Raw genomic sequence first — 20,052 nt, forward strand, 5'->3', positions numbered from 1 at the left:
GGCGGATGCGCGGAGACCCCAGCGAGTTCGTGACGGTGATCGTCACTGCAGTCGGCGCGATCGAGCCGCATCTGAGCCACGACGATGTCCGCACCGCGATCGAGGGGATGGGCCTGTCGGCCGCGCAGTTGCAGAGACTGGCCAGAACGCTGCGGCGCGACGGTAGCGTGCTCACCGGGCCCGCCGGCAGCGACTGCGCCGCCGACATCGAGCCGCTGATCCTGTGTCTGCGCCAACTCGGCGCCCAGCGTGTCCGAGCGCCGCGGTGTGCCCAGTGCGGCCGCAACGATTCCGAAACCTACTCGCGCAAGCTCAAGAAACGCATCTGCCGAGCGTGCTCGATGCAGGGTTGGCAACCGGCGGTCGGTGAATGCCCGGGCTGCGGCGCGGTGGACAAGCTGATCTACCGCCCACGGCACGGCGGCGGCCTGTTGTGCCGACGGTGCAAACCCGAACCCGACGTCGACCACGCCGCCAAGGTCCGTGACGGTATCGCGCAACTGCGGACCGGGCTGTCGGCCACCGAGATTGACCGGATCGCGTCAGTGTTCGGCACGGCGGTCGCGCAGCGCGAGCTCAACTGGATCTTGCAGGACACCCCCGGCGTGTTTCGCGGTGAGATCGCCCACCGCTCGGCGGTCTCGGTGCGGCTCGCCGAACAGCTTGTCGCTGCCGGTGCCGACAATGTGCGACCTCCACAGTGCCCGTTGTGTTTTCGCACCGTGAAGCTCAGCAGCCAGATCGACGGGTTGCGCTGCTGCCATACCTGCTGGGGTCACCACTTCAGCCGCGGCACCTGTGCTCGTTGCGGTCGCCAGCGTCACCTCATCAATTATCACGGTGCCGGCGAGCGCCTCTGTCACCGTTGCTTCGAGCATGATCCGGTCAATCATGAGCCGTGTACACGGTGCGGTCGGGTGGACTTCATCAACCACCATGACGGCCAAGCGAAGCTGTGCCGGCGCTGCTACCCGGCACCCACCGCGGTCTGCAGCTCGTGTGGACGCACCCGCCCGTGCACCCGCACCCGGACGGGAAAGCCCATCTGCGGCACCTGCTCGGCCAAACAACGCCCACCCCAACCCTGTTCGGTATGCGGCAACGTCCGCTCCGTGCACACCCGGACCGACGCCGGTGAGCCGGTGTGTAACCCGTGCGCACGAAGTCGGGAACCCTGCGCGCGGTGCGGCAAAACCCTGGCGGTCTCGGCGCGGCTTGCCGGGGTCGGTCCGCTGTGCTCGGCCTGCCTACTACGTGAACCCGCCTATTTCACCGACTGTGTGCAATGCGGTGCCCATGGCCGGACGTATCACCGTGGGCTGTGCCCGGCCTGCGCCTGTCCCGGTGAGCTCCGCGAATTGTTCGCCAAGGACGGCCAATTGAGCGGCGCCGCGGGCCGCATCGTTGAGGCGTTGCTGCAATGTGACGCCATGCCCGTGCTGCGATGGGTCAGGCGCATGCGATTAAACAGTGAATTGCCCGCGCAGCTCGCCGAACTCGGCGACACCCTCAGCCACCACGACCTCGACAACCTCCCGGCCAGCAAGTCCGTGGAATGGTTGCGCAACATCCTGGTGACCGCCGAGGTGCTGCCACCCCGCGACCCGTACCTGCACCGCACCGAGCAGTACATCGCGGCCCGGCTGGCCAGCATCGGCAACCGCGACGATCGTGCCGCGGTCCGCGCGTTCACCGAATGGAATCATTTGCGCAAACTGCGGGCCCGCGCCGACCAAGGACCACTCAAACGCAACCACGGGCTGGCAGCCCAGGTCATGGCCGCGTCCATCACCGACTTCGTGTGCGAACTCAACGCGCACGGACTGGCCTTGGCCTCGTGCCGGCAAGAGTTTGTCGACGACTGGTTGGTGCGCAACCCCACTCGCGGCCAGATCCACCAATTCCTCACCTGGGCGGTCCACCGTGGCTACGCCCACGACGTCGCGGCTCCCGTACCGCAAACCCGCCGCACCCGCCACACCCTGCCCGGTGACGACGAACGATGGCGCCTGATCCAATACCTGATCGAAGACCCCGACTTGGAGACGCGCGACCGGGTCGCCGGGTTGCTGGTGCTGCTTTACAGTCAACCCGCCGCCCGGCTGGTCACCCTCAAGGTTGTCGATGTCACCATCACCGAGGACGCGGTCCAACTCACCCTCGGCGCCGTCCCGCTCACTGTGCCCAGCCCGGTCGACCGCCTGCTCGCCGATCTCGTGCAGCAGCGGCGTGGGTACGCCGCGGTCACCGTGGGCACCAATCCATGGCTGTTTCCCGGAGGACGTTCCGGTGGGCACCTGTCCGCCAACCAGGTGGGCCTGCGGCTCAAACGAATCGGGATCTCCCCCCGGCTGGCCCGCAACACCGCGCTGATCGACCTCGCCGGCGAACTGCCCGCTGTCGTGCTCGCCAAGCTCCTCGGCTTCAGCGTCAAACGGGCCGTCACCTGGAGCGAAGAAGCCGGCAACACCCGCCCGCGCTACGCCGCCGAGGTCGCCCGCCGCAACACCTGATGACCCGCGTCGAGCCAGAGTTCTGGTCTGACACGTCGAGGGTGCTCGCCCCGCGGGGATTGGTGGAGCGAGCACCTCAATTCCCGCAGTATAAGACGGTCGCGCGGCGCCTGCGAGCGGACCGGTAGAGCCGTTCGGTCGTGCAGCCGGGCGAGCGAATCAAGTGGGCAAGTCGTGATCTTGCCCGAAGTCGGCAGGGCGTGTCCGGCGAATGTCGTTCTTACGCATGCGATCTGACCGGTTCACCGTTGTCCGTTGAGGACACCTCGTTGCCCGGCAGGCCTCGGCTGAGTGTTTGGCGGCGACTTTGCCGGGGAACGACTGGGGTCAGCGGTGAGCGCGAGGTCGCACGTGCAACTCGCCGTTAGACGCCACTGGAAGGGCGACCTCGGGTTAAGCAGTCAGCACGGTTTTGGTGGCGTCGCACACAGCCGGAGAGGTGGGTGTTCAGTAGCTGGGCCGGTTGGTCGCGGCGTTGCAGACCGTTGACCGCTCGCTACCGCCATACGATCGTGGTCTGCTTGAGTGCGTCGATGAGGTCGCGGATGGGTGATGGTGTGCCTCGAGAGCGGTTAGAGTCATCGTTGGCTTGAGCCCACAGGCTGGCAGGTACACCTTGCACGGGTGCCGAGTGAAGGATGCGGCACGATGATCGTGTTCTGCGTGCAGCTGACTCCGGATTCGATGATTGCCGTTGCGGAGCTCACGCGCTACGCCGTCGCCGGCGTGCTGGAGGTGTTGGGCACCCGCGGTGTGCATGCCGAGGATGTCGACCCGCCCGAGTTCATCCTCGGTCGGCACAGTCGACAGCGGTTCCGCTTGGCGCCCGGGCCGGCGACGATGACGGTGTCGACCGATGACGTCGATGCCGGATCCGTCCAGATCGTCTTGCGCGGTCCCGGCTTTGGCCGCCGGTTCGGCGCAGGTGAGCAGGATCCGGTCGTGTGGATGCAGTTGGTGGTGTTCGGCGTGTGGCTGGCCGAAACCTACCGGGTCGCGGCGGTGGTCACCGACCCTGATCACGGCGGATAGGGCGAACAGGTCCGTATGTGGCGGCGACCCTGGCGTCAGATGTCGCGTGCAGGCGATCCAGTGGGCATGCATGGTGCCGTCCCGCATTTCGATTGGCGTCAGGCGGTGTCGGGCGGCGGCTGCGTGGAGGCGTGGCCATGTCGACGAGCGCCCAGCGGCGCGTGGCCGGGAAGCCATCGGGCCGATTCCAGCAGGGCGGCATCCAACACGCGCTCGGCCGTCTCGAACACCGGGGTGCGCCGGACGGCGTCGTCGACCGGCATCGAGGCCGCGCACCGCATCACCAAGGCGCCCAGCGCCGGTGACGTTCTCGGTGGCACCACCAGCAGGGTGGCGCCGTTGTTACGCCCGGCGATCCTGATCAGGCGTGGGGGGCGTCTGCGGTGGGCGCCGATCGGCCACTTGCTGCCGACGGCCATGCCGTCGAGATCGAGTTGCTCGTCGGTGTCAGACCAGTTCAACCAGATGTCGACAATGTCGCCCAGCTGCTGTTGCAGCACGGCGACGAGATCGACGAGTTCACCGGCCAGCGATTCAGAAAACGGCCACCAACCCCCGTCGACATCGGCGCCCAACTGCTGTGCCAGCGCCACCCGTACCGGCCGCGCCGAACGCCGCGCCGCGACCAACCCGGTCATGACGACATCTGTAGGTTCTCAAATTTGACTGCATTTGGCCGCAGCTCTGACGTGCGAATATCGGATGGTCTCACGTGAACTGCACCGGGGTTTGTCTCACGAGGTGCTGCATTTCCTAGGCGCAAGCCCCGAACATACGATTTCCATGCCACTCGCGATAGAGCTAGTCAAACTCACCAGATGTCGATTGGTCACGGTGAGACATGAGCCTGGCTTGCGACAAGAAGCGGCAAGCATTGAGCCGCTGATTCAACCACGTCCGGTCTTGGCGACCGCTTGTTGGGTTACCGCGTACGCACATGTCGATTCAGTGGCCCAATTGGTCATTTGCGTCCTGGCCTGGCTAATCCGCTCGCGGTTGTCGCGCCGCTTCGATGACATGTACGTGGCTGTCGGCCCATGCGTGGAGTCCGTCGAGGCTGTCAACTAGGGACCGGCCCAGATTGGTCAGGCGGTAGTACACACGTTGCGGCGGAGGCCCTGTTCTCGGCGAGCGCTGTACCAAACCGTCGCGCACGAGATTGCGCAGTGTCGCGGACAGCATTTTGCGCGAAGCGCCGTTGATGCGCCGATACAGGTCTCCGTAACTGAGTTCCGTTGCACCGGAGAGGTGTTCGAACACTGCGGGCACCCACTTGTTGCTGATAATCGCCAACACAGCTTGCAACGCGCAGACATCGCGGACCGGCCTCGAACGGACATGACGCTCGGCAACGAACACCTCAGCGCACCGCGGTATCGAAGGGGCCGTATCCGCAGCACCCCGATTCGAGCAGGACCGTGTCGACGCCGCGCCCAGCCAGCCGCCGTGCGGTCGACAGGCCGGCCAGTCCACCGCCGATGACCGCGACCGAGCAGGTGAGATTCTCCGTCAGCGGCGGAGGGATGTCGGTCGGCGGGTCGATCCAGCCGGTGAAGCTGGTGTAGTCGGTGGTCGCGGTGCTGTTCATGCGGCTCCGGCTCCATGGATGCTGGTGGCTGAAAGGCGTTGTGCGGCAGCACCAGTACGAGCGTCGAACGCGGTGTAGGCGCAGTAGATGACGAGCATCGTCAGGCCCCAGGTGGACAGGGCCAGGGTGTAGAAGAGCGTGTGGTTGGCGTCGTCGCCCGGGATGTGCCAGAAGTCGTAGATCGCGGCGACGACGACGTTGAGGGCCGTCGCGGCACCGATCCAGGCGGCGTGTGCGCGCTCGCCGATGTTCCACAGGCGAAATACGAAGTAGCACAGGAAACTTGAGGTCGCGAGCGCCGTCAACAGGAAGAACACCTTGCCGGGAGTGCCGATCTGGACGGCGAACTCGGAGAGGAAGAATCCGAACACCGCGGCCAGGGCGAACGCCCCGACCTCGACACGCAGTGACGGCCTGTAGCCGTTGGTGAGCATCAGCAGGCCCATCACCAGGATCAGCGTGAAGCCGATGGACCGCGAGAACGCGTCGAGGAAGAACGCAATGTGGAACATCGGAGAATCCTGGCCGCCCTTGAGCAGACCGTACAGCAGGAAGTTCGACCCGGACACAGCCATGATGATCCATTCGAGGCCGATCAGGTAATTGTGATGGCGCCGAATGAATTTCGCGCCACAGATGAATCCGATGGCGATCATCCAGACGTCCGCCGCGGCGAAGAACATGTCGCGCATGGCAGCGCCTCCTTGGGTGTGACCGTGATCTCGTACGGTCCCCAGCGTGTCGAGGCGACTGCCGCCGCCGCTACGCCGACATGCACCTTCGTGGCGCCATGGGCGCGGCACAGTGCACCACCAGATCGTGCGATCTGCCCCTGTTCGGCGGCCGCGGTGCACTGTGCACCGCACCGTCGCGAAGGTATGGGCACCGCGGCGTAGTGATCAGGCGGCGGCACCGGGCACGGTGGCATCACCTAAAGCGGAATCGAGCGAAAGGCCCAGCCCATGAACGCATCGACACTCACCGTCGACGAGTACGACATCGTCGTCATCGGCGCCGGCATCTCCGGTATCGGCGCCGCGAAGTACATCACCGAGGCGTTCCCAGGCAAGCGGGTGGTGATCCTCGAGGGTCGCGCGAACATCGGCGGCACCTGGGACCTGTTCAAGTACCCCGGCATCCGTTCCGACAACGGCCTGCACACCTTCGGCTACGAGTTCAAGCCCTGGACCGACCCGGACGCCATCGCGGAGGCCCCGAAGATCGTCAACTACCTCCAGGAGACGCTTGACGAGTTCGACCTGAACCGGCTGGTGCGGTTCGAGCACAGCGTGCAGCGCGCCTCGTGGTCGAGTGAGGACGCCCGCTGGACTCTCGACGTCACTACCCCAGACGGCGACCGGCGGATCAGCGCGAACTGGATCTTCGCCGGCACCGGCTACTACCGCTACGACGAGGGCTACACCCCGCAGTTCGAGGGCCGCGAGGACTTCCGGGGCGACATCCTGCACCCGCAGCACTGGCCCGAGGACTACGACTACAGCGGCAAGAAGGTCGTGGTCATCGGCAGCGGTGCCACCGCGGTCACGCTGATCCCGTCGATGCTGAACCACGCAGGTGCTGCGGCGCACGTCACCATGCTGCAGCGCACTCCGACGTACGTTATCCCCTGGGCGAAGGTCGATTCCGCAGCGCTGATGTTCACCAAGTGGTTCGGTGAGAAGCGCGGCTACGCGCTGACCCGGTTCGCCAACATCTGGATCGAACGAGGCATCGTCAAGGCCATGCGCGGATTCCCGAAGTTGGCACGCGCGGCCATCCGGCGCGTGAACATCGAATCCCTGCCGCAAGGATTCGACGTGGACACCCACTTCAACCCGCCCTACGACCCGTGGGATCAGCGCCTGTGCCTGTGCCCCGACGGCGACTTCTTCGAGGCGCTCAGTGACGGCAGCGCTTCGATCGTCACCGATAAGATCGAGCGGTTCACGGAGACCGGCATCGCGCTCGAATCGGGCGAGCACCTGGACGCCGACGTGATCGTCACCGCGACCGGCCTGAACATGCGCCTGCTCGGCGGCATCGAACTCGACGTCGATGGCGATCCGGTGCACCTACCGGACACCGTGGCTTACCGCGGAACCCTCCTGTCGGGAATCCCGAACCTCGCGATCGCGATCGGCTACACGACATCCCCGTGGACGCTGAAGATCAGCATCCTGTGCCGATACTTCTGCGCACTCGTGGCACACATGGACGCCTTCGGCTACGACAGCGTCCGCGTCGAGGCCGACCCGGCCATGGAGCGCCGGCCGATCGTTGACCTGAGTTCCGGCTACGCCCAGCGCGCGAAGGACATCATTCCGAAGCAGGGCACGGGCCTGTTCCAGATGTCCATGTCGTACCAGCAGGACGCCAAGATCCTCCGCGGTCCGCTGCTCGACGAGGCCCTGCACTTCTCGTCCCGTGCCGACGAACCGCACCGCTCGCCGGCACCGGCGAATGAGGCGATCCATGCCTGAGCCGAAATCCGCAGACCGGTTCGTGACGCTCCCGGGCGGCACGCGGGTCTGCTTCCGCACCGACGGCCCAGCCGGGGGAACACCGGCCCTGCTGCTCGCCGGACTCGGGGAGGACCTCACGACATGGTCGCCGCGGTTCGTCTCCGCCCTGGCCGAATCCGGATTCCTGGTGATCCGCATGGACAACCGCGACTCGGGCCGCTCGACCTTCGCCACGACGCCGCCGCCGAACACCCTTCGGCAACTGCTTTCCCGGCCGCGGCGCGACGCCTACACGCTGGCCGACATGGCGACCGACGCCGCGCAACTGATCGAGCACCTGGCCGTGGGCCCGACCCATGTGGTCGGCAGGTCGATGGGCGGCATGATCGCGCAGACGGTCGCGGCCCGGCACCCCGCCCTCACCGCCACGCTGACCTCGCTGTACTCGACCACCGGTGATCCGACGGTGGGGCAGCCCGCCGCGTCGACAAAAGCCCTGCTGGTGAGCCCCCCTCCGCGGAACCGGCTGCAGGCGGTCCGCGCGCACCTGCGGATGACTGCACACCTCGCCGGAACCGGTTACCCCATCGATGAGGCCGAGGAGGCCGCGCATGCCGTCGAAACCTGGAACCGCACCGCCGGCGACGGCGCCTCCGGGATGGCCCGGCAGATCCAGGCCATCCAGGCCTCCGGTGACCGGACAGCGGAACTGGCCACGATCACCGCGCCGACGCTGGTGATCAACGGCGACCGCGATCTCATCGTCGCACCGTCGGGCGGCGCGGCCACCGCGGCCGCGATCCGGCACGCGCGGCACATCGTCATCCCCGGCATGGGCCACCACCTGCCCGATTCACTCGCCCCGCGCATCGCCCACCACGTCATCGACCATCTCGAAAGGGCACTGATATGACCGAACAGAATCTGACCGCACAACACACCGTCGACGTCGCCATCATCGGCGCCGGCGTATCGGGCTTGACCGCGGCACGCAGGCTGACTCAGGCCGGGCGATCAGTGCTCGTCCTGGAGGCCGGGGACCGCGTCGGCGGGCGCACCATGAACCTCGACGTCGGCCACGGCGTCATCACCGAAGGCGGCGGCCAATGGATCGGCCCCGGCCAGGACCGGATCTTCGCCCTGATCGACGAACTCGGGATCGACACGTTCAAAACCTACGTCGACGGCAAGACGATCTATCACCGCAACGGCAAGTCCAAGCGATATGACGGCCTCATCCCGCCGGTCAATCCGCTGATTCTCGCCGACTTCGCCCAGCTGCAGATGCGGCTGGACCGCATGGCGAAAACGGTACCGCTCGAGGCGCCGTGGACGGCCCGGCACGCGCGCAAATGGGACAGCACCACCATCGGGCACTGGCTCGACGCCAACGCGCTGACCGAGGACGCCAAGTTCATCCTCACTCTCGGCCTGGCGGTGACGAACGCCGAAGATTTGCACTGGACGTCGCTGCTGGTGCAGTTGGCGCGGATCAAGGGCGCCGGCGGCTTCGAACACATGGTGAACGTCACCGGCGGCGCGCAGGAGTCGCGGGTCGTCGGCGGGACGTTCCGCATCGCTCAGCGCATGGCCGACGACCTCGGGGCCGCCGTGGTGCTTGAGTCGCCCGTGACTGAGATCAGCCAGAACAGTGACGGCGTCACGGTTCGGTCCGCGCGCATCGATGTCCACGCTGACCGGGTGATTGTCGCCATGTCACCCGCCGATGCCTCCCGCATCAACTTCACACCGGACCTTCCGACCCGCCGGAGCATGCTGCAGCGCCGCTGGAGCAGTGGTTCGGAAAGCAAGCTCTTCGCCGTTTACGACAGGCCGTTCTGGCGGGAGCAGGGCCTCAACGGGCAAGCAGTCAGCGATCTGCCGGTCGCCAACTTCGTCATCGACAACTCGCCGCCGGACGCCAGCGTCGGCATCCTGCTCACCTTCATGGGCACCGCAGGATCGGGGTGTCTGCAGAGCTGGCCCGATCAACTGCTCGACAACCCTGACGCCCGGCGCGACGCCGTCCTTGCCGACCTGACCACACTGTTCGGCCCGCAAGCGGCCAAGCCGATCGCGTTCCTGGAAAAAGACTGGGCACACGAACCGTGGATCAATGGCTGTGTCGGCTCCCGCGCGCCAGGGTCGCTGACCCAGTATACCGACGCCGACCGGCGACCCGTAGGCCGAATCCACTGGGCCGGCACCGAGACCGCGACCGTCAACCAGGGCTACTTCGACGGCGCTGTCAGCGCCGCCGAGCGCGCCGCCGCCGAGGTGCTCAAGCACCTCCCGGTGCCGACAGAGTGGCGGGGTAGTCATGACTGAACAGCACACACAGGCGCCGGAGGCCGCCACCGGCCTGAACCGGACCCTCGGCGTCGCCCACATCGTGTTCATGGTCGTGGCGTTCGCCGCGCCGCTGACGGTGTTCGCGGGGCTGATCCCGCTGATGCTCGGCTCCGGCAACGGCATCGGGACGCCCGTCGACTTCGTGATCGTCGGCGTCGTGCTGGTGCTGTTCACCGTCGGCTACTCGGCGATGACCCCCGAGGTCCGCAACGCCGGCGCCTTCTACTCCTATGTGCAGCGCGGCCTCGGCACCGCGGCCGGCCTCGGCGCCGCCGCGCTGGCCCTGGTCACCTACTCGCTGCTCATCGTGTCCGTCGCGGCTTACCTCGGTGCCGCCGCGCGGAACGTGATCCACACGTTCGCCGGAGTCGCGGTGCCGTGGTGGATACTCGCAGCCGCCGGGCTCGCGGCGATCGGCTACCTGGGATACCGCAACGTCGAGGTCAGCGCGCGCGTACTGGGCGTGCTGCTCATCGCGGAGATCGGGATCGTCGCGCTGGTTGATGTCGCCATCGTGCTGCGCGGCGGAGCTGACGGGCTGTCGGCGCACCCGCTGACCTGGGACGCGTTCACCAGCGGCGCCACCGGCACCGGGATCATGTTCGCCGTCTTCGGCTTCGTCGGTTTCGAGGCCACCGCGGTCTTCCGGTCCGAGGCCAAGGATCCCGACCGCACGATCCCGCGCGCGACGTACACCGCCGTCGTCGTCATCGCCGCCATCTACACCGTCTCGTCCTGGGCGATGATCAACGGCATCGGCGTCACGCGCACCGTCGAGGCCGCGGCGAACGATCCCGAAGGGCTGGCAGCCGGGCTCGCGACCCGCTATGTGTCGCAGCTAGCCCACGACGCCGTGCAAGTGCTGCTGGTCTCGAGCTTCTTCGCGTGTGTGCTCACCGCGCACAACGTGGTTTCCCGCTACCTGTTCGCCCTCGGCCGCCAGGGCGCGCTCCCGGTTCCGCTCGGCGCGGTGCATCCCGTGCACCGGTCGCCGCACGTGGCCTCGCTGCTGACCTCAGGAGTCATCGCGACGCTGGTCGCGGTCACGGCGATCCTGGGGCTCGACCCCGTCGTCCAGATCTATGCCTGGTTCGGCGGCGCCGGAACCCTCGGGCTGATCGTTCTGCTGGCCCTGACCTCCGCGGCGATCGTCGTGCACTTCCGCCGGGTCCGCACCGCCAGTACCTGGACGGGCACCGTCGCCCCTGCCCTCGCACTCGCCGCCCTCGGCACCATCCTCGTGCTCGTCATCAGCAACTTCGAGCTCCTCATCGGCTCGCGCACCTGGGCGAATGTCTTCCTCGCGGTGATCACCGCCGCGTTCTCCGCCGGCCTCGCCTGGGCAGTCATGCTGCGCCGGCGTCGCCCCGATGTCTACCGCACCCTCGAATGACCTCGATCCCCGAAGCAGACCCCCAACGAAGAAAGGACGGACCATTGGACGCCACCACGATCCCCCCGGCTCCGGTCACGACAACAATCCGTGTCGAGATCGCCCACGATGCCACGCCCATCGTCCGACTGCTCGGCCGGACCCTGCGTGACGCCGTCCGCACCGGACACGCCCCCGACGTGCTCGGACACGGCGCCGGGACGGTAGCGGTCCGCTCCCACGACACCCCGCAGGCCGCGACCGTGACATTCTCCGACGGTGCCGTGACGGTGACCGGTGGCGTGTTCGCACCGACCGATGCCACGGTGGTCGTCGATCTCGACGCGCGCCTGGCGACCGTCAGCACCGAAGGCGACGCCGACCTGGCCGACAGGCTGTCGACCGCCCTGCGACCCCCGCTGCCGTCGTGGCAGGAGGCGGCCACCCGATTCTGGGACCTGACCCGCGGCATCCGCGGCATCCCGGACGTCCTCGTGGCGGTGGCCGATGGCCCCGGCGGCCCGGAAGAGGCCCGGTTCGGCGCCGGCCCCACCTGCTACCGCATGGTCGCCACGCCCGACGTGCTGACCGGTGTGTTCACCGGTTCCGACTATCTCCTCTCCGCTCTGGACCGCGGCCTGCGGGTTCAGGGCACGCTCTCACAGCTCTCGGTCATGACGGCCGCCTCGTGGAAGGTTCGATTCGATGTCTGAGCTCACCCTGCCCAGAATGGCCACCAAGGCGATCCGGGTGGAGGCCACCAATCACGACGGCAGCTTCATGGGTAAGAACGTCACTCCTGCGAAGTTCGCGTCCGGCAAGGATTCGGGGTTCGCCTTCGCCGACATCCTCTTCGCGATCGACATGGGCACCGACTTCGTTTTCGGCGACGCCTTCCCCGACTGGCGCGGCAACCTGTACGACATCGCGCTGGTCCCGGACATGAGCACGCTCGTGGAGTGGAAGCCCGGGATGGACTCCGTGATCGGTGACTTCTGGATGAGGGACGGCCGGCCACTACCAATCTGTCCGCGCAACATGGTGCGCCGCCTCGCCGACCGGCTCAGCGCACTCGGATACAGCGCCACCGTGGCGGTGGAAATCGAGACGACCCTGTTCGAGGAATCCATCCAGGAAGCGCGGGCACGCGGCTACCGCGACCTCACCCCGCTCGGTGGGGACACCGGGTCCGCCTACAACCTCGCGCGGTCCAAGGACTGGATCGACTACATGGAGGCCGTCACCGACCGGCTCGACTCGCTCGGCATCACCTGGGAGGCGTGGACCGACGAGGCCGCTCCCGGTCAGACCGAGTTGAACATCGCACCCGCCGACCCGGTGGCGCTCGCCGACGCCTGGGTACGAACCAAGCAGGTCATGCGCGAGGTCGCGTACGAACAGGGCCGATCGGTCACCTTCATGGCGAAACCGACCGCCGGATTCGGGCAGGGCGCGCACGTCAACCTGTCGCTGCAGCGGGACGGCGTGAACCAGTTCTTCTGCCCCGACGGGCCGTCCGAGGTCATGCTGCAGGCCATCGGCGGGCTGATGGCCACCATGGCCGGCAACGCGTTGCTGGCGATGCCGCAGATCACCTCGTACCGGCGCCTCGTCGACATCTCGGGGCCACCGACCACCATGAGCTGGGGCGTCAACAACAAGACCGCGGCGTTGCGGGCGATCGTCGGCCATCCCAAGTATTCGCGCCTGGAGTATCGGGTGCCGGGTTCGGATGTCAATCCGTACTACGCGCTGGCCGGCGTCCTTGCCGGGGTCCTCGCCGGGCTCGAGCGCGGGCTGACGGCCCCGCCGCCGTGCGATGACATGGCGTGGTCCCTGCCCGACGACACCGGGGTCGCGCGGATCCCCGACACGATGACGAAGGCCATCGCAGCTCTCGACGCCGACCCGCTGCTGCGCGAATACCTGGGTGACGAGTTCGTCGAATTCTGGGTGGCGTCGCGCCGGTGGGAGTGGATGCAGTTCCACACCAAGGGCGGCGACCCGTATACCGAACTCTCCGCGTGGGAGTCCCATCGCTACTTCGAGTTCACATGAGTCGCAAACCGCTGATCGGGATCACGGGCCGCCGATTCCAGCTGGGGCTGATCGCCGGGATGGACGAACGGTACGGAGGCGAGTCCATGGACTCCTTCATGTCCGCGTTCGCGACGCGCATCGCGAGGGCCGGCGGCGTGCCCGTGCACCTGCCCTACGACGCCGATCCGGCCGACGCTTGCCAGTGGCTGTCCGGGGTGGTGGTGACCGGCGGGCAGGACGTGCATCCGGCACGGTGGGGCGGCGACACCACCGTGGTCCGCGACGTCGACCCCCGGCTTAATCCGAACGCGCATGACACCGAACGCGATGAGTACGAATTCACCCTGACCCGCACCGCGATTGATCACGGTATCCCGTTGCTGAGCGTGTGCCGCGGCCTGCAGGTCCTCAACACCGCGCTCGGCGGGACCCTCGTCGCGGATCTGCCGCCCGGGCCGATACCGCACCTGTCGCCGCGGGCCGCGCCCACCGACGGGGACGCCGCCCATGTGGTGGTGTTCGAGCCTGGGTCGACGGCCGCGCGGATCTTCGGCGACAGCGCAGTCACCAACTCGTGGCACCACCAGGCCGTTGACCAGTGCGCCACGGGGCTCATCGTTACCGGCCGCACCTCTGACGGGGTGGTCGAGGCGGTAGAGGCGCCCGATGCGCCGATCCTCGGGGTGCAGTGGCACCCCGAGTGGATGGAACGCGACGACCCGGCATTGACCTGGCTCGTCGACGAATCGAGAAAACAGCTGGAGGCCGCCAAATGACCATCGACACCACACATAGGGCACCGGGGCGACCCGCCGTCGCCGCCGACGAGATCGGGGCCGTGCCGCGGGTGCGCACCGTCACCGGCCTGCTCGCCGACGGCGCCGCCCGCACACCGGACGCCGAGCTGCTGCGTTTCGGCGAGCAGTCGTGGACCTATGCGCAGGCTGACGCGTCGTCGTCGCGGCTCGCGCACCGACTGATCGCGACGGCGGGCGTGGCCCCAGGCGACCGGGTCGCGATCATGCTGCCCAACGTCGCGGGCTGGCCGCTGACATGGCTGGCGGTGCTCAAAGCGGGCGCCGTCGCGGTGCCCGTCAACTCGGCGTACCGCGCGGCCGATCTGCAGTTCGTGCTGCAGGATTCGGGCGCCCGTGTGATCGTCACCGACGCTGATCACAGCCCCCTGGTACGTGAGGTGATCGCCGCAGTTCCCGGCCTCGCCGACGTGACGATCATCGATATCGCCGACAGCGATGCAGGGTTCCCCGCGACCGCCCCCGAGGTCGTGATCGGTCCCGACACCCTCGCCAACCTGCAGTACACCTCGGGCACCACCGGGTTCCCGAAGGCGTGCATGCTGACCCACGATTACTGGACCAGAATCGCGTGGACCTGCGCCGCGGCCGCCGGACTCGGCCCCGACGACGTGCTGCTCACCGCCCAGCCCTTCTCCTACATGGACCCGCAGTGGAACACGGTGCTCGCCCTCACCACCGGTGCTGCACTGGTGGTGCTGCCGCGGTTCTCGGCATCGGGCTTCATGACAGACGTGCGCCGGCACGGTGTGACGTTCTGCTACGTGCTCGGGTCGATGCCGACGCTGCTGTTCAAGCAGCCGCCCGGCCCTGACGACCGGGACAACCGGCTGCGCGCCGTGTTCTGCTCAGCCATCCCGGTGGCGCTGCACGCCCAGCTCGAGGAACGCTGGGGCGCGCCCTGGCGTGAGCTCTACGGAATGACCGAGAGCGGCATCGACATGATCAGCCCGCTCGCCGACACCGCGGCCGTGGGCAGCGGAACTCTCGGGCATCCCATGCCCACCAAGCAAATCCGGATCGTGGACGCCGACGGCGCCGACGTTCCCGCCGGCACGCCCGGCGAGCTCATCGTGTCCGGCGCACCGATGATGCTGGGCTACTGGAACCGGCCCGACGAGACAGCGCGGGCCCTGCACGGCGGGCGGCTGCACACCGGCGACCTGGCCGTCGCCGACGACCGCGGCGACATCCGCCTGGTGGGCCGCATCAAGGACATGGTGCGCCGCGGCGGCGAGAACGTCGCCGCCGCGGAGGTGGAGGCCGCACTCGAACGCGACGACGCCGTGGTCGCGTCCGCAGTGGTGGCCGAACCCGACGAGATACTCGGCGAGGAAGTCAAAGCATTCCTGCAACTCGCGGCCGGCCTGCCGGCCGACCGGGCGACGGCCGAGGCGATCGCCGAAAGGGTCTCGGGGCAGCTCGCGCGGTTCAAAGTGCCGCGGTACATCGAATTCGTCGCCGACTTCCCCCGCACACCGTCCGAGCGGGTGTCCAAGCCCGCACTGAAGGCGCGGGCCGCCGAATCCCCCGGCACCGTCTTCGACCTGCGCGAACCGGTCCCGGCCCAGACGGGTGCGGCTGAGCACGTGGTCGTCGACATGGTCCGCGACGTCGCCGTCATCACTCTGCGGCGCCCGGCGAAACTCAACGCGCTGACCATCGAGATGCGGCGGCGGTTGGCCGCGCTCATCCGCGAGTACGGCACCGGTGAGCGGGCCCGCGGCATCGTGCTCACGGGCACGGGGCGCGCGTTCAGCGCCGGCGAGGACCTCGCCGCACCGCCGACCACCTTCGACGAGATGCGCGACACCTTCGAGACCTTCCACGACATCACCCGAGCGATCCTGCAGACCCGGGTACCCGTGGTCGCGGCGATCAACGGCATCGCCGTCGGCGGCGCCTCGGAGATCACGATGTGCTGCGATGCCCGCCTCGGCACGCCGGCGACCACCTATTTCCAACCGGAGAATGGACGCGGCCTCACGATCTCCAACGCCTCGAGCGTGCTGCTCCCGCGGATCGTGCGCAATCACGCGATGCGGATGGTGCTGGGCTCCGAACGCATCGACGCCAACGAGGCGCTGCGCATCGGACTGCTCGACGAGATCGTCGACCAATCCGATTTGCTGGACCGAGCCGTCAGCACCGTCCTGGCCTGGACGCCGGAAGGCGTCAACAACACCGCTCTGCACCTGGCGCTGCTGCGTCCGCCGCTCAAGGAGATCGAACACGCCTTCGCGCTCGAGGACGCCGCCGCCGACGAATCGTGGAACAGCGGGGCGTTCAGCGCCGGCATCGCCGGGTTCTGGAGCTCCAAAACCTCTGGAGGACAACGATGATCACCACCCGCGCGGCCGTACTCACGACAGTGGGTGAGCCGCTGCACCTGACCGACATCGTCGTCGACGATCCCGAGCAGCACGAGGTCCGGATCGCCGTCACGCACGTCGGGCTGTGCCACAGCGACCTGCATTACATGACCGGTACCGTCGACACCGAGCTGCCGGTGGTGGTCGGGCACGAGGTGGCGGGCATCGTCGAATCCGTCGGCTCGGCCGTCACCGGCCTATGCCCCGGGGATCTGGTGACCGGGGTCCTCACCCCGTCATGCGGCCAGTGCGCCAACTGCAACGCCGGCCGCTCCACACAGTGCCAGCGCCAAGACGAGATCCGTCGTCGCACCCGCCCCGCGTACGCCCTGCCCGACGGCACCCCGCTGGCTCGCCTGGGCGATATCGGTGCGTTCTCCGAGCACATCCTGCTGCGTGCGAACGCCGCGGTGAAACTGCCCGACGACGTGCCCACCCGGGTGGGCTGCCTGCTGTCCTGCTGTGTCGTGACCGGTGTCGGCGCGGTGTTCCGCGGCGCACAGGTGCGGCCCGGGTCCACGGCGGCGGTAATCGGCTGCGGCGGTGTCGGCTCGGCGATCATCCAGGGCGCGCGGCTCGCCGGCGCATCGGCAATCGTCGCCATCGACCTCGACGAGGCCCGGCTGAAAGCCGCACGTCGCTACGGCGCCACCCACACGGTGAACGCCGCCGAGGACGTCCCCGCGACGGTACGCGAGCTGCTCGGCGACGGCGTCGACTATGCCTTCGAGGCCGTCGGCTCCGCCCGGACCGCTGCCACCGCACTTGCCGTCACGCGCCCGACCGGCACCGCCTGCCTCGTGGGCATCGCCCCCGACGGCACGCAACTCGCGCTGCCCGCGTCCGACTTCTTCTTCAGCGAGAAGCGCCTCATCGGCTCCTACATGGGTTCCGGACAGGCGCGGGAGGACATCACCCAATTCGCCCGGCTCTATCAACAAGGTCGACTGCTCCTCGACGAAATGGTCACCGAAGTCATCGACTTCGAGCAGATGAACGAAGGCTTCGAGGCGATGAAATCCGGTGACGTGACCCGCATCGTCGTCGCCATGCCCAACCGTTCCAAGACCGCGGAGATGACCCGATGACGACCACGATCACGGCACTCGCCCAGCCCCGCAGTTACATCGCCGGCGAATGGGTCGACTGCGACGCACTCGACGCGTGGAACATCGACCCGAACACGGGCGAGCCGGTGCACCGCATGATGACCACCACGACCACCGACCTGGAGCGGGCACTCCAGCACGCTCAGCGTGCGTACGACGCCGCGGACTTCACCTCAGAAGAATTCCGGCTCGAACGCGCCGACGCACTCGAGCGCGCCGCGACCAAGGTCGAAGACCGGCTCGAGGAAATCGCCCGCACCGACGCGATCACCAGCGGCACCGCGATCACCTCAACCCGCAAGCTCGCTGCCTTCCTCCCGCCCCGGATCCGCGCCGCGGCGGCCGAGGCCCGCAGAATCCCCCGTGTCACCGCGCTGGCCGCCGGCGGCCGCGACGTGCGTTTGCACCGGGTGCCGTGGGGACCTGCCGCCATCCTCACCCCGTGGAACGGTCCCAGCTTCATCCCCGCGGCGAAGATCGCCAGCGCGATCGCCGCAGGCTGCCCGGTGCTGCTCAAGCCGTCCGAGCACGCGCCGGCCAGCGCCCAGGTGATCGCCGAATGCTTCGTCGACGCCGGCTTACCCGACGGTGCACTCCAACTCGTGCACGGCACCGGCGGCATCGGCGCTGCACTCACGGCCGACCGCCGGGTGCAGGTTGTCTCCTTCACCGGCGGACCGGGCGCGGGCCGGGCCATCGCCCGCGCGGCGGCTGAGGATTTCAAGGTTCTGCAGCTCGAGCTCGGGGGCAACAACCCCGTACTGGTGCTCGACGACGCCGATCTCGACGTCACTGCCGACGGCATCCTCGCCGGCATGACGACGCTGAACGGGCAGTGGTGTGAGGGCCCCGGAAAGGTCCTGGCACCGCACCGGCTGGTGCAGCCCCTGCGGCAAGCGCTGATCGAGCGCATCACGCGATTGCGGATCGGGCATTCACTCGACGAGGGCACCGACATCGGACCGATCTCGAACGAGCCGCATTACCGGACCCTGCTCCAGCGGATCGACGACCTGCGCGGGCTCGGCGCCGAGATCGACCAGCCGGGCGAGCTCCCCGGCCTCGCGGGCTACTTTCTGTCGCCGACCATCGCCACCGGCTCCGACCCCGACCGCACGACCGCCGAGCTGTTCGGCCCGGTTATCTCACTGCACGGCGTCGGTTCGGACGAGGAGGCCCTGCACGCCGCCAACGCGCACCCGTCGGGCCTGGACGCCTACGTCTTCGGAACCGACACCGACCGCGCCATCGCCGTCGGGGCCCGGATCAAGTCCGGTGAAGTGCGGGTCAACGGCGCCAAACTCGCCGACCTCGGCGACGGTTCCGCCCAAAGCTTCTGGGGCCGGTCCGGCATCGGCGGACACGGGCCCGCGGAATCGGTGCGGGTGTTTTGCGGCGAGCGCGTCGTCGGGGTCGACTCACCCGACCTGCCGCTGTAACGCACACCAACCAACACCGGAGAAAACCATGGCCTTGACCACCTCACACGACGTCGCAGTGCTGGGCTGCGGCTTGATGGGATCAGCACTCGCGCAGGCGCTCGCCCGCGGCGGCAAATCCGTCGCCGTCTGGAACCGCACGCACCAGAAGGCAGAAGCCTTGGCAGACAACGCGATAACGCCCATTCAGGAAATCGGTGAGGCCGTCCGCTCCGCGCCGCTCGTCGTCGTCTGCCTGGCCACGTACGACAACGCGCTCGCCGCCCTCGGGCCGGCGTCCGACCTGACGGGCACGACCCTCGTCAACGTGGGCAGCGCCGCCCCCGCAGACGTCGAAGCCTTCGGGGCCTGGGCCGGCGAGCGCGGCGCCAGATATCTGGACGGGTCCATTCTCGGGTACCCCGAACAGATCGGCACCGAGGCCGCGGCGATCCTCTATTCCGGATCCGACGGCGCGTGGGCCGACCACAGCGAGAGCCTGCAACTGCTGACCCCCATGTCCGTATGGGTATCCCCTGACATCAAGATCGCCAGTGTTCTGAACGTGGGACTGGTGGGCATGTTCCTGGTCCCGGCCGTCAGCGCCTTTGTGGAAGCAACGACCTACATGCGCGGACAGGGGGTCGATCAGGCCGTTCTCGAAGCACTCACGCCTGCCACGTTCGTGACCGTCCAGAGTGAGACCGCTCGGGTCGCGTCCGCCATAGCCGGCGGCGATTTCACCACCGATCAAGCAACCATCGCCACCTATGCCCAAGCCCTCGACGGTGCCATTGATGTGATGACGGAACTCGGACTGACACCCCGGGTGTTCGCCGCCGCTATCGAGAATCTGAACGCCGCAGTCGACGCCGGACTGGGCGACCTCGGCTTCGCCGCACAGACGAAGATCATCGCCACCTTGTGAGCAAGCCTGCACAGATACCTCGCCGCGAGCACTGGCTGCGACTGAGGTCCG

17 protein-coding genes are annotated in these 20,052 nt (G+C 67.9%); 13 read left to right on the top strand and 4 right to left on the bottom strand.

Annotation, left to right across the window (positions count from 1 at the left end):
* Nucleotides 1-5 precede the first annotated feature (5 nt).
* The gene (locus G6N67_RS19175) at nt 6-2,513 is read left to right on the top strand and encodes a site-specific integrase (protein WP_036429518.1); all 2,508 of its coding nucleotides are present in this window, start codon (nt 6-8) and stop codon (nt 2,511-2,513) included.
* Nucleotides 2,514-3,137: 624 nt separating this feature from the next.
* On the top strand, nt 3,138-3,545 hold the full coding sequence (locus tag G6N67_RS19180) for a hypothetical protein (RefSeq protein WP_131524577.1): 408 nt from the start codon (nt 3,138-3,140) through the stop codon (nt 3,543-3,545).
* 98 nt (nt 3,546-3,643) lie between these two features.
* Here G6N67_RS19180 and G6N67_RS19185 read toward each other — a convergent pair whose 3' ends face one another.
* From G6N67_RS19185 to G6N67_RS19200, 4 genes are all read right to left on the bottom strand, one after another.
* Nucleotides 3,644-4,183 carry a DUF5994 family protein gene (locus tag G6N67_RS19185; protein WP_051578502.1) on the bottom strand — a complete coding sequence of 180 codons (540 nt, stop codon included), beginning with the start codon at nt 4,181-4,183 and terminating at the stop codon, nt 3,644-3,646.
* A 343-nt stretch (nt 4,184-4,526) separates the two neighbouring features.
* Nucleotides 4,527-4,904: a winged helix-turn-helix transcriptional regulator gene (locus tag G6N67_RS19190; protein ID WP_036434602.1), complete on the bottom strand. Its 378-nt coding sequence runs from the start codon at nt 4,902-4,904 to the stop codon at nt 4,527-4,529.
* A gap of 1 nt (nt 4,905) precedes the next feature.
* Entirely contained in the window at nt 4,906-5,133 is a 228-nt protein-coding gene (locus G6N67_RS19195; protein ID WP_036429516.1) for an FAD-dependent oxidoreductase, read from the bottom strand.
* Nucleotides 5,130-5,825 carry a hypothetical protein gene (locus G6N67_RS19200; protein ID WP_036429515.1) on the bottom strand — a complete coding sequence of 232 codons (696 nt, stop codon included), beginning with the start codon at nt 5,823-5,825 and terminating at the stop codon, nt 5,130-5,132. The genes G6N67_RS19195 and G6N67_RS19200 overlap by 4 nt, the downstream gene beginning before the upstream one ends.
* A gap of 270 nt (nt 5,826-6,095) precedes the next feature.
* Between G6N67_RS19200 and G6N67_RS19205 the strand changes: the two genes are divergently transcribed.
* Genes G6N67_RS19205 through G6N67_RS19255 form a run of 11 tightly spaced genes read left to right on the top strand, consistent with a single transcriptional unit; the run spans nt 6,096 to nt 20,001 of the window.
* Nucleotides 6,096-7,613 carry a flavin-containing monooxygenase gene (locus G6N67_RS19205; protein WP_036429514.1) on the top strand — a complete coding sequence of 506 codons (1,518 nt, stop codon included), beginning with the start codon at nt 6,096-6,098 and terminating at the stop codon, nt 7,611-7,613.
* Nucleotides 7,606-8,508, top strand: a complete 903-nt coding sequence (locus G6N67_RS19210) for an alpha/beta fold hydrolase (protein ID WP_036429513.1) — start codon at nt 7,606-7,608, stop codon at nt 8,506-8,508. The genes G6N67_RS19205 and G6N67_RS19210 overlap by 8 nt, the downstream gene beginning before the upstream one ends.
* On the top strand, nt 8,505-9,923 hold the full coding sequence (locus G6N67_RS19215) for a flavin monoamine oxidase family protein (protein ID WP_063835096.1): 1,419 nt from the start codon (nt 8,505-8,507) through the stop codon (nt 9,921-9,923). The genes G6N67_RS19210 and G6N67_RS19215 overlap by 4 nt, the downstream gene beginning before the upstream one ends.
* Nucleotides 9,916-11,340: an APC family permease gene (locus tag G6N67_RS19220; protein ID WP_036429512.1), complete on the top strand. Its 1,425-nt coding sequence runs from the start codon at nt 9,916-9,918 to the stop codon at nt 11,338-11,340. The genes G6N67_RS19215 and G6N67_RS19220 overlap by 8 nt, the downstream gene beginning before the upstream one ends.
* A gap of 44 nt (nt 11,341-11,384) precedes the next feature.
* Nucleotides 11,385-12,032: a hypothetical protein gene (locus G6N67_RS19225; protein WP_051578501.1), complete on the top strand. Its 648-nt coding sequence runs from the start codon at nt 11,385-11,387 to the stop codon at nt 12,030-12,032.
* A complete protein-coding gene (locus tag G6N67_RS19230) occupies nt 12,025-13,377 on the top strand; it encodes a glutamine synthetase family protein (RefSeq protein WP_036429511.1) in 1,353 nt (450 codons plus the stop codon). Before G6N67_RS19225 ends, G6N67_RS19230 begins: the two co-directional genes overlap by 8 nt.
* Nucleotides 13,374-14,135, top strand: coding sequence for a gamma-glutamyl-gamma-aminobutyrate hydrolase family protein (locus G6N67_RS19235; RefSeq protein WP_036429509.1), 762 nt, complete (start codon nt 13,374-13,376; stop codon nt 14,133-14,135). Before G6N67_RS19230 ends, G6N67_RS19235 begins: the two co-directional genes overlap by 4 nt.
* Nucleotides 14,132-16,516 (top strand): AMP-binding protein, encoded by a 2,385-nt coding sequence (locus tag G6N67_RS19240; RefSeq protein WP_036429507.1) that lies wholly within the window; start codon nt 14,132-14,134, stop codon nt 16,514-16,516. The genes G6N67_RS19235 and G6N67_RS19240 overlap by 4 nt, the downstream gene beginning before the upstream one ends.
* Nucleotides 16,513-17,634 (top strand): Zn-dependent alcohol dehydrogenase, encoded by a 1,122-nt coding sequence (locus G6N67_RS19245; protein ID WP_036429506.1) that lies wholly within the window; start codon nt 16,513-16,515, stop codon nt 17,632-17,634. Before G6N67_RS19240 ends, G6N67_RS19245 begins: the two co-directional genes overlap by 4 nt.
* Nucleotides 17,631-19,094, top strand: coding sequence for an aldehyde dehydrogenase family protein (locus G6N67_RS19250; RefSeq protein WP_036429504.1), 1,464 nt, complete (start codon nt 17,631-17,633; stop codon nt 19,092-19,094). The genes G6N67_RS19245 and G6N67_RS19250 overlap by 4 nt, the downstream gene beginning before the upstream one ends.
* Nucleotides 19,095-19,122: 28 nt before the next feature.
* Nucleotides 19,123-20,001, top strand: a complete 879-nt coding sequence (locus G6N67_RS19255) for an NAD(P)-dependent oxidoreductase (RefSeq protein WP_051578500.1) — start codon at nt 19,123-19,125, stop codon at nt 19,999-20,001.
* The last annotated feature ends 51 nt before the right edge of the window (nt 20,002-20,052 follow it).

It is taken from the genome of Mycolicibacterium mageritense (genome assembly GCF_010727475.1).
GTDB lineage: Bacteria > Actinomycetota > Actinomycetes > Mycobacteriales > Mycobacteriaceae > Mycobacterium > Mycobacterium mageritense.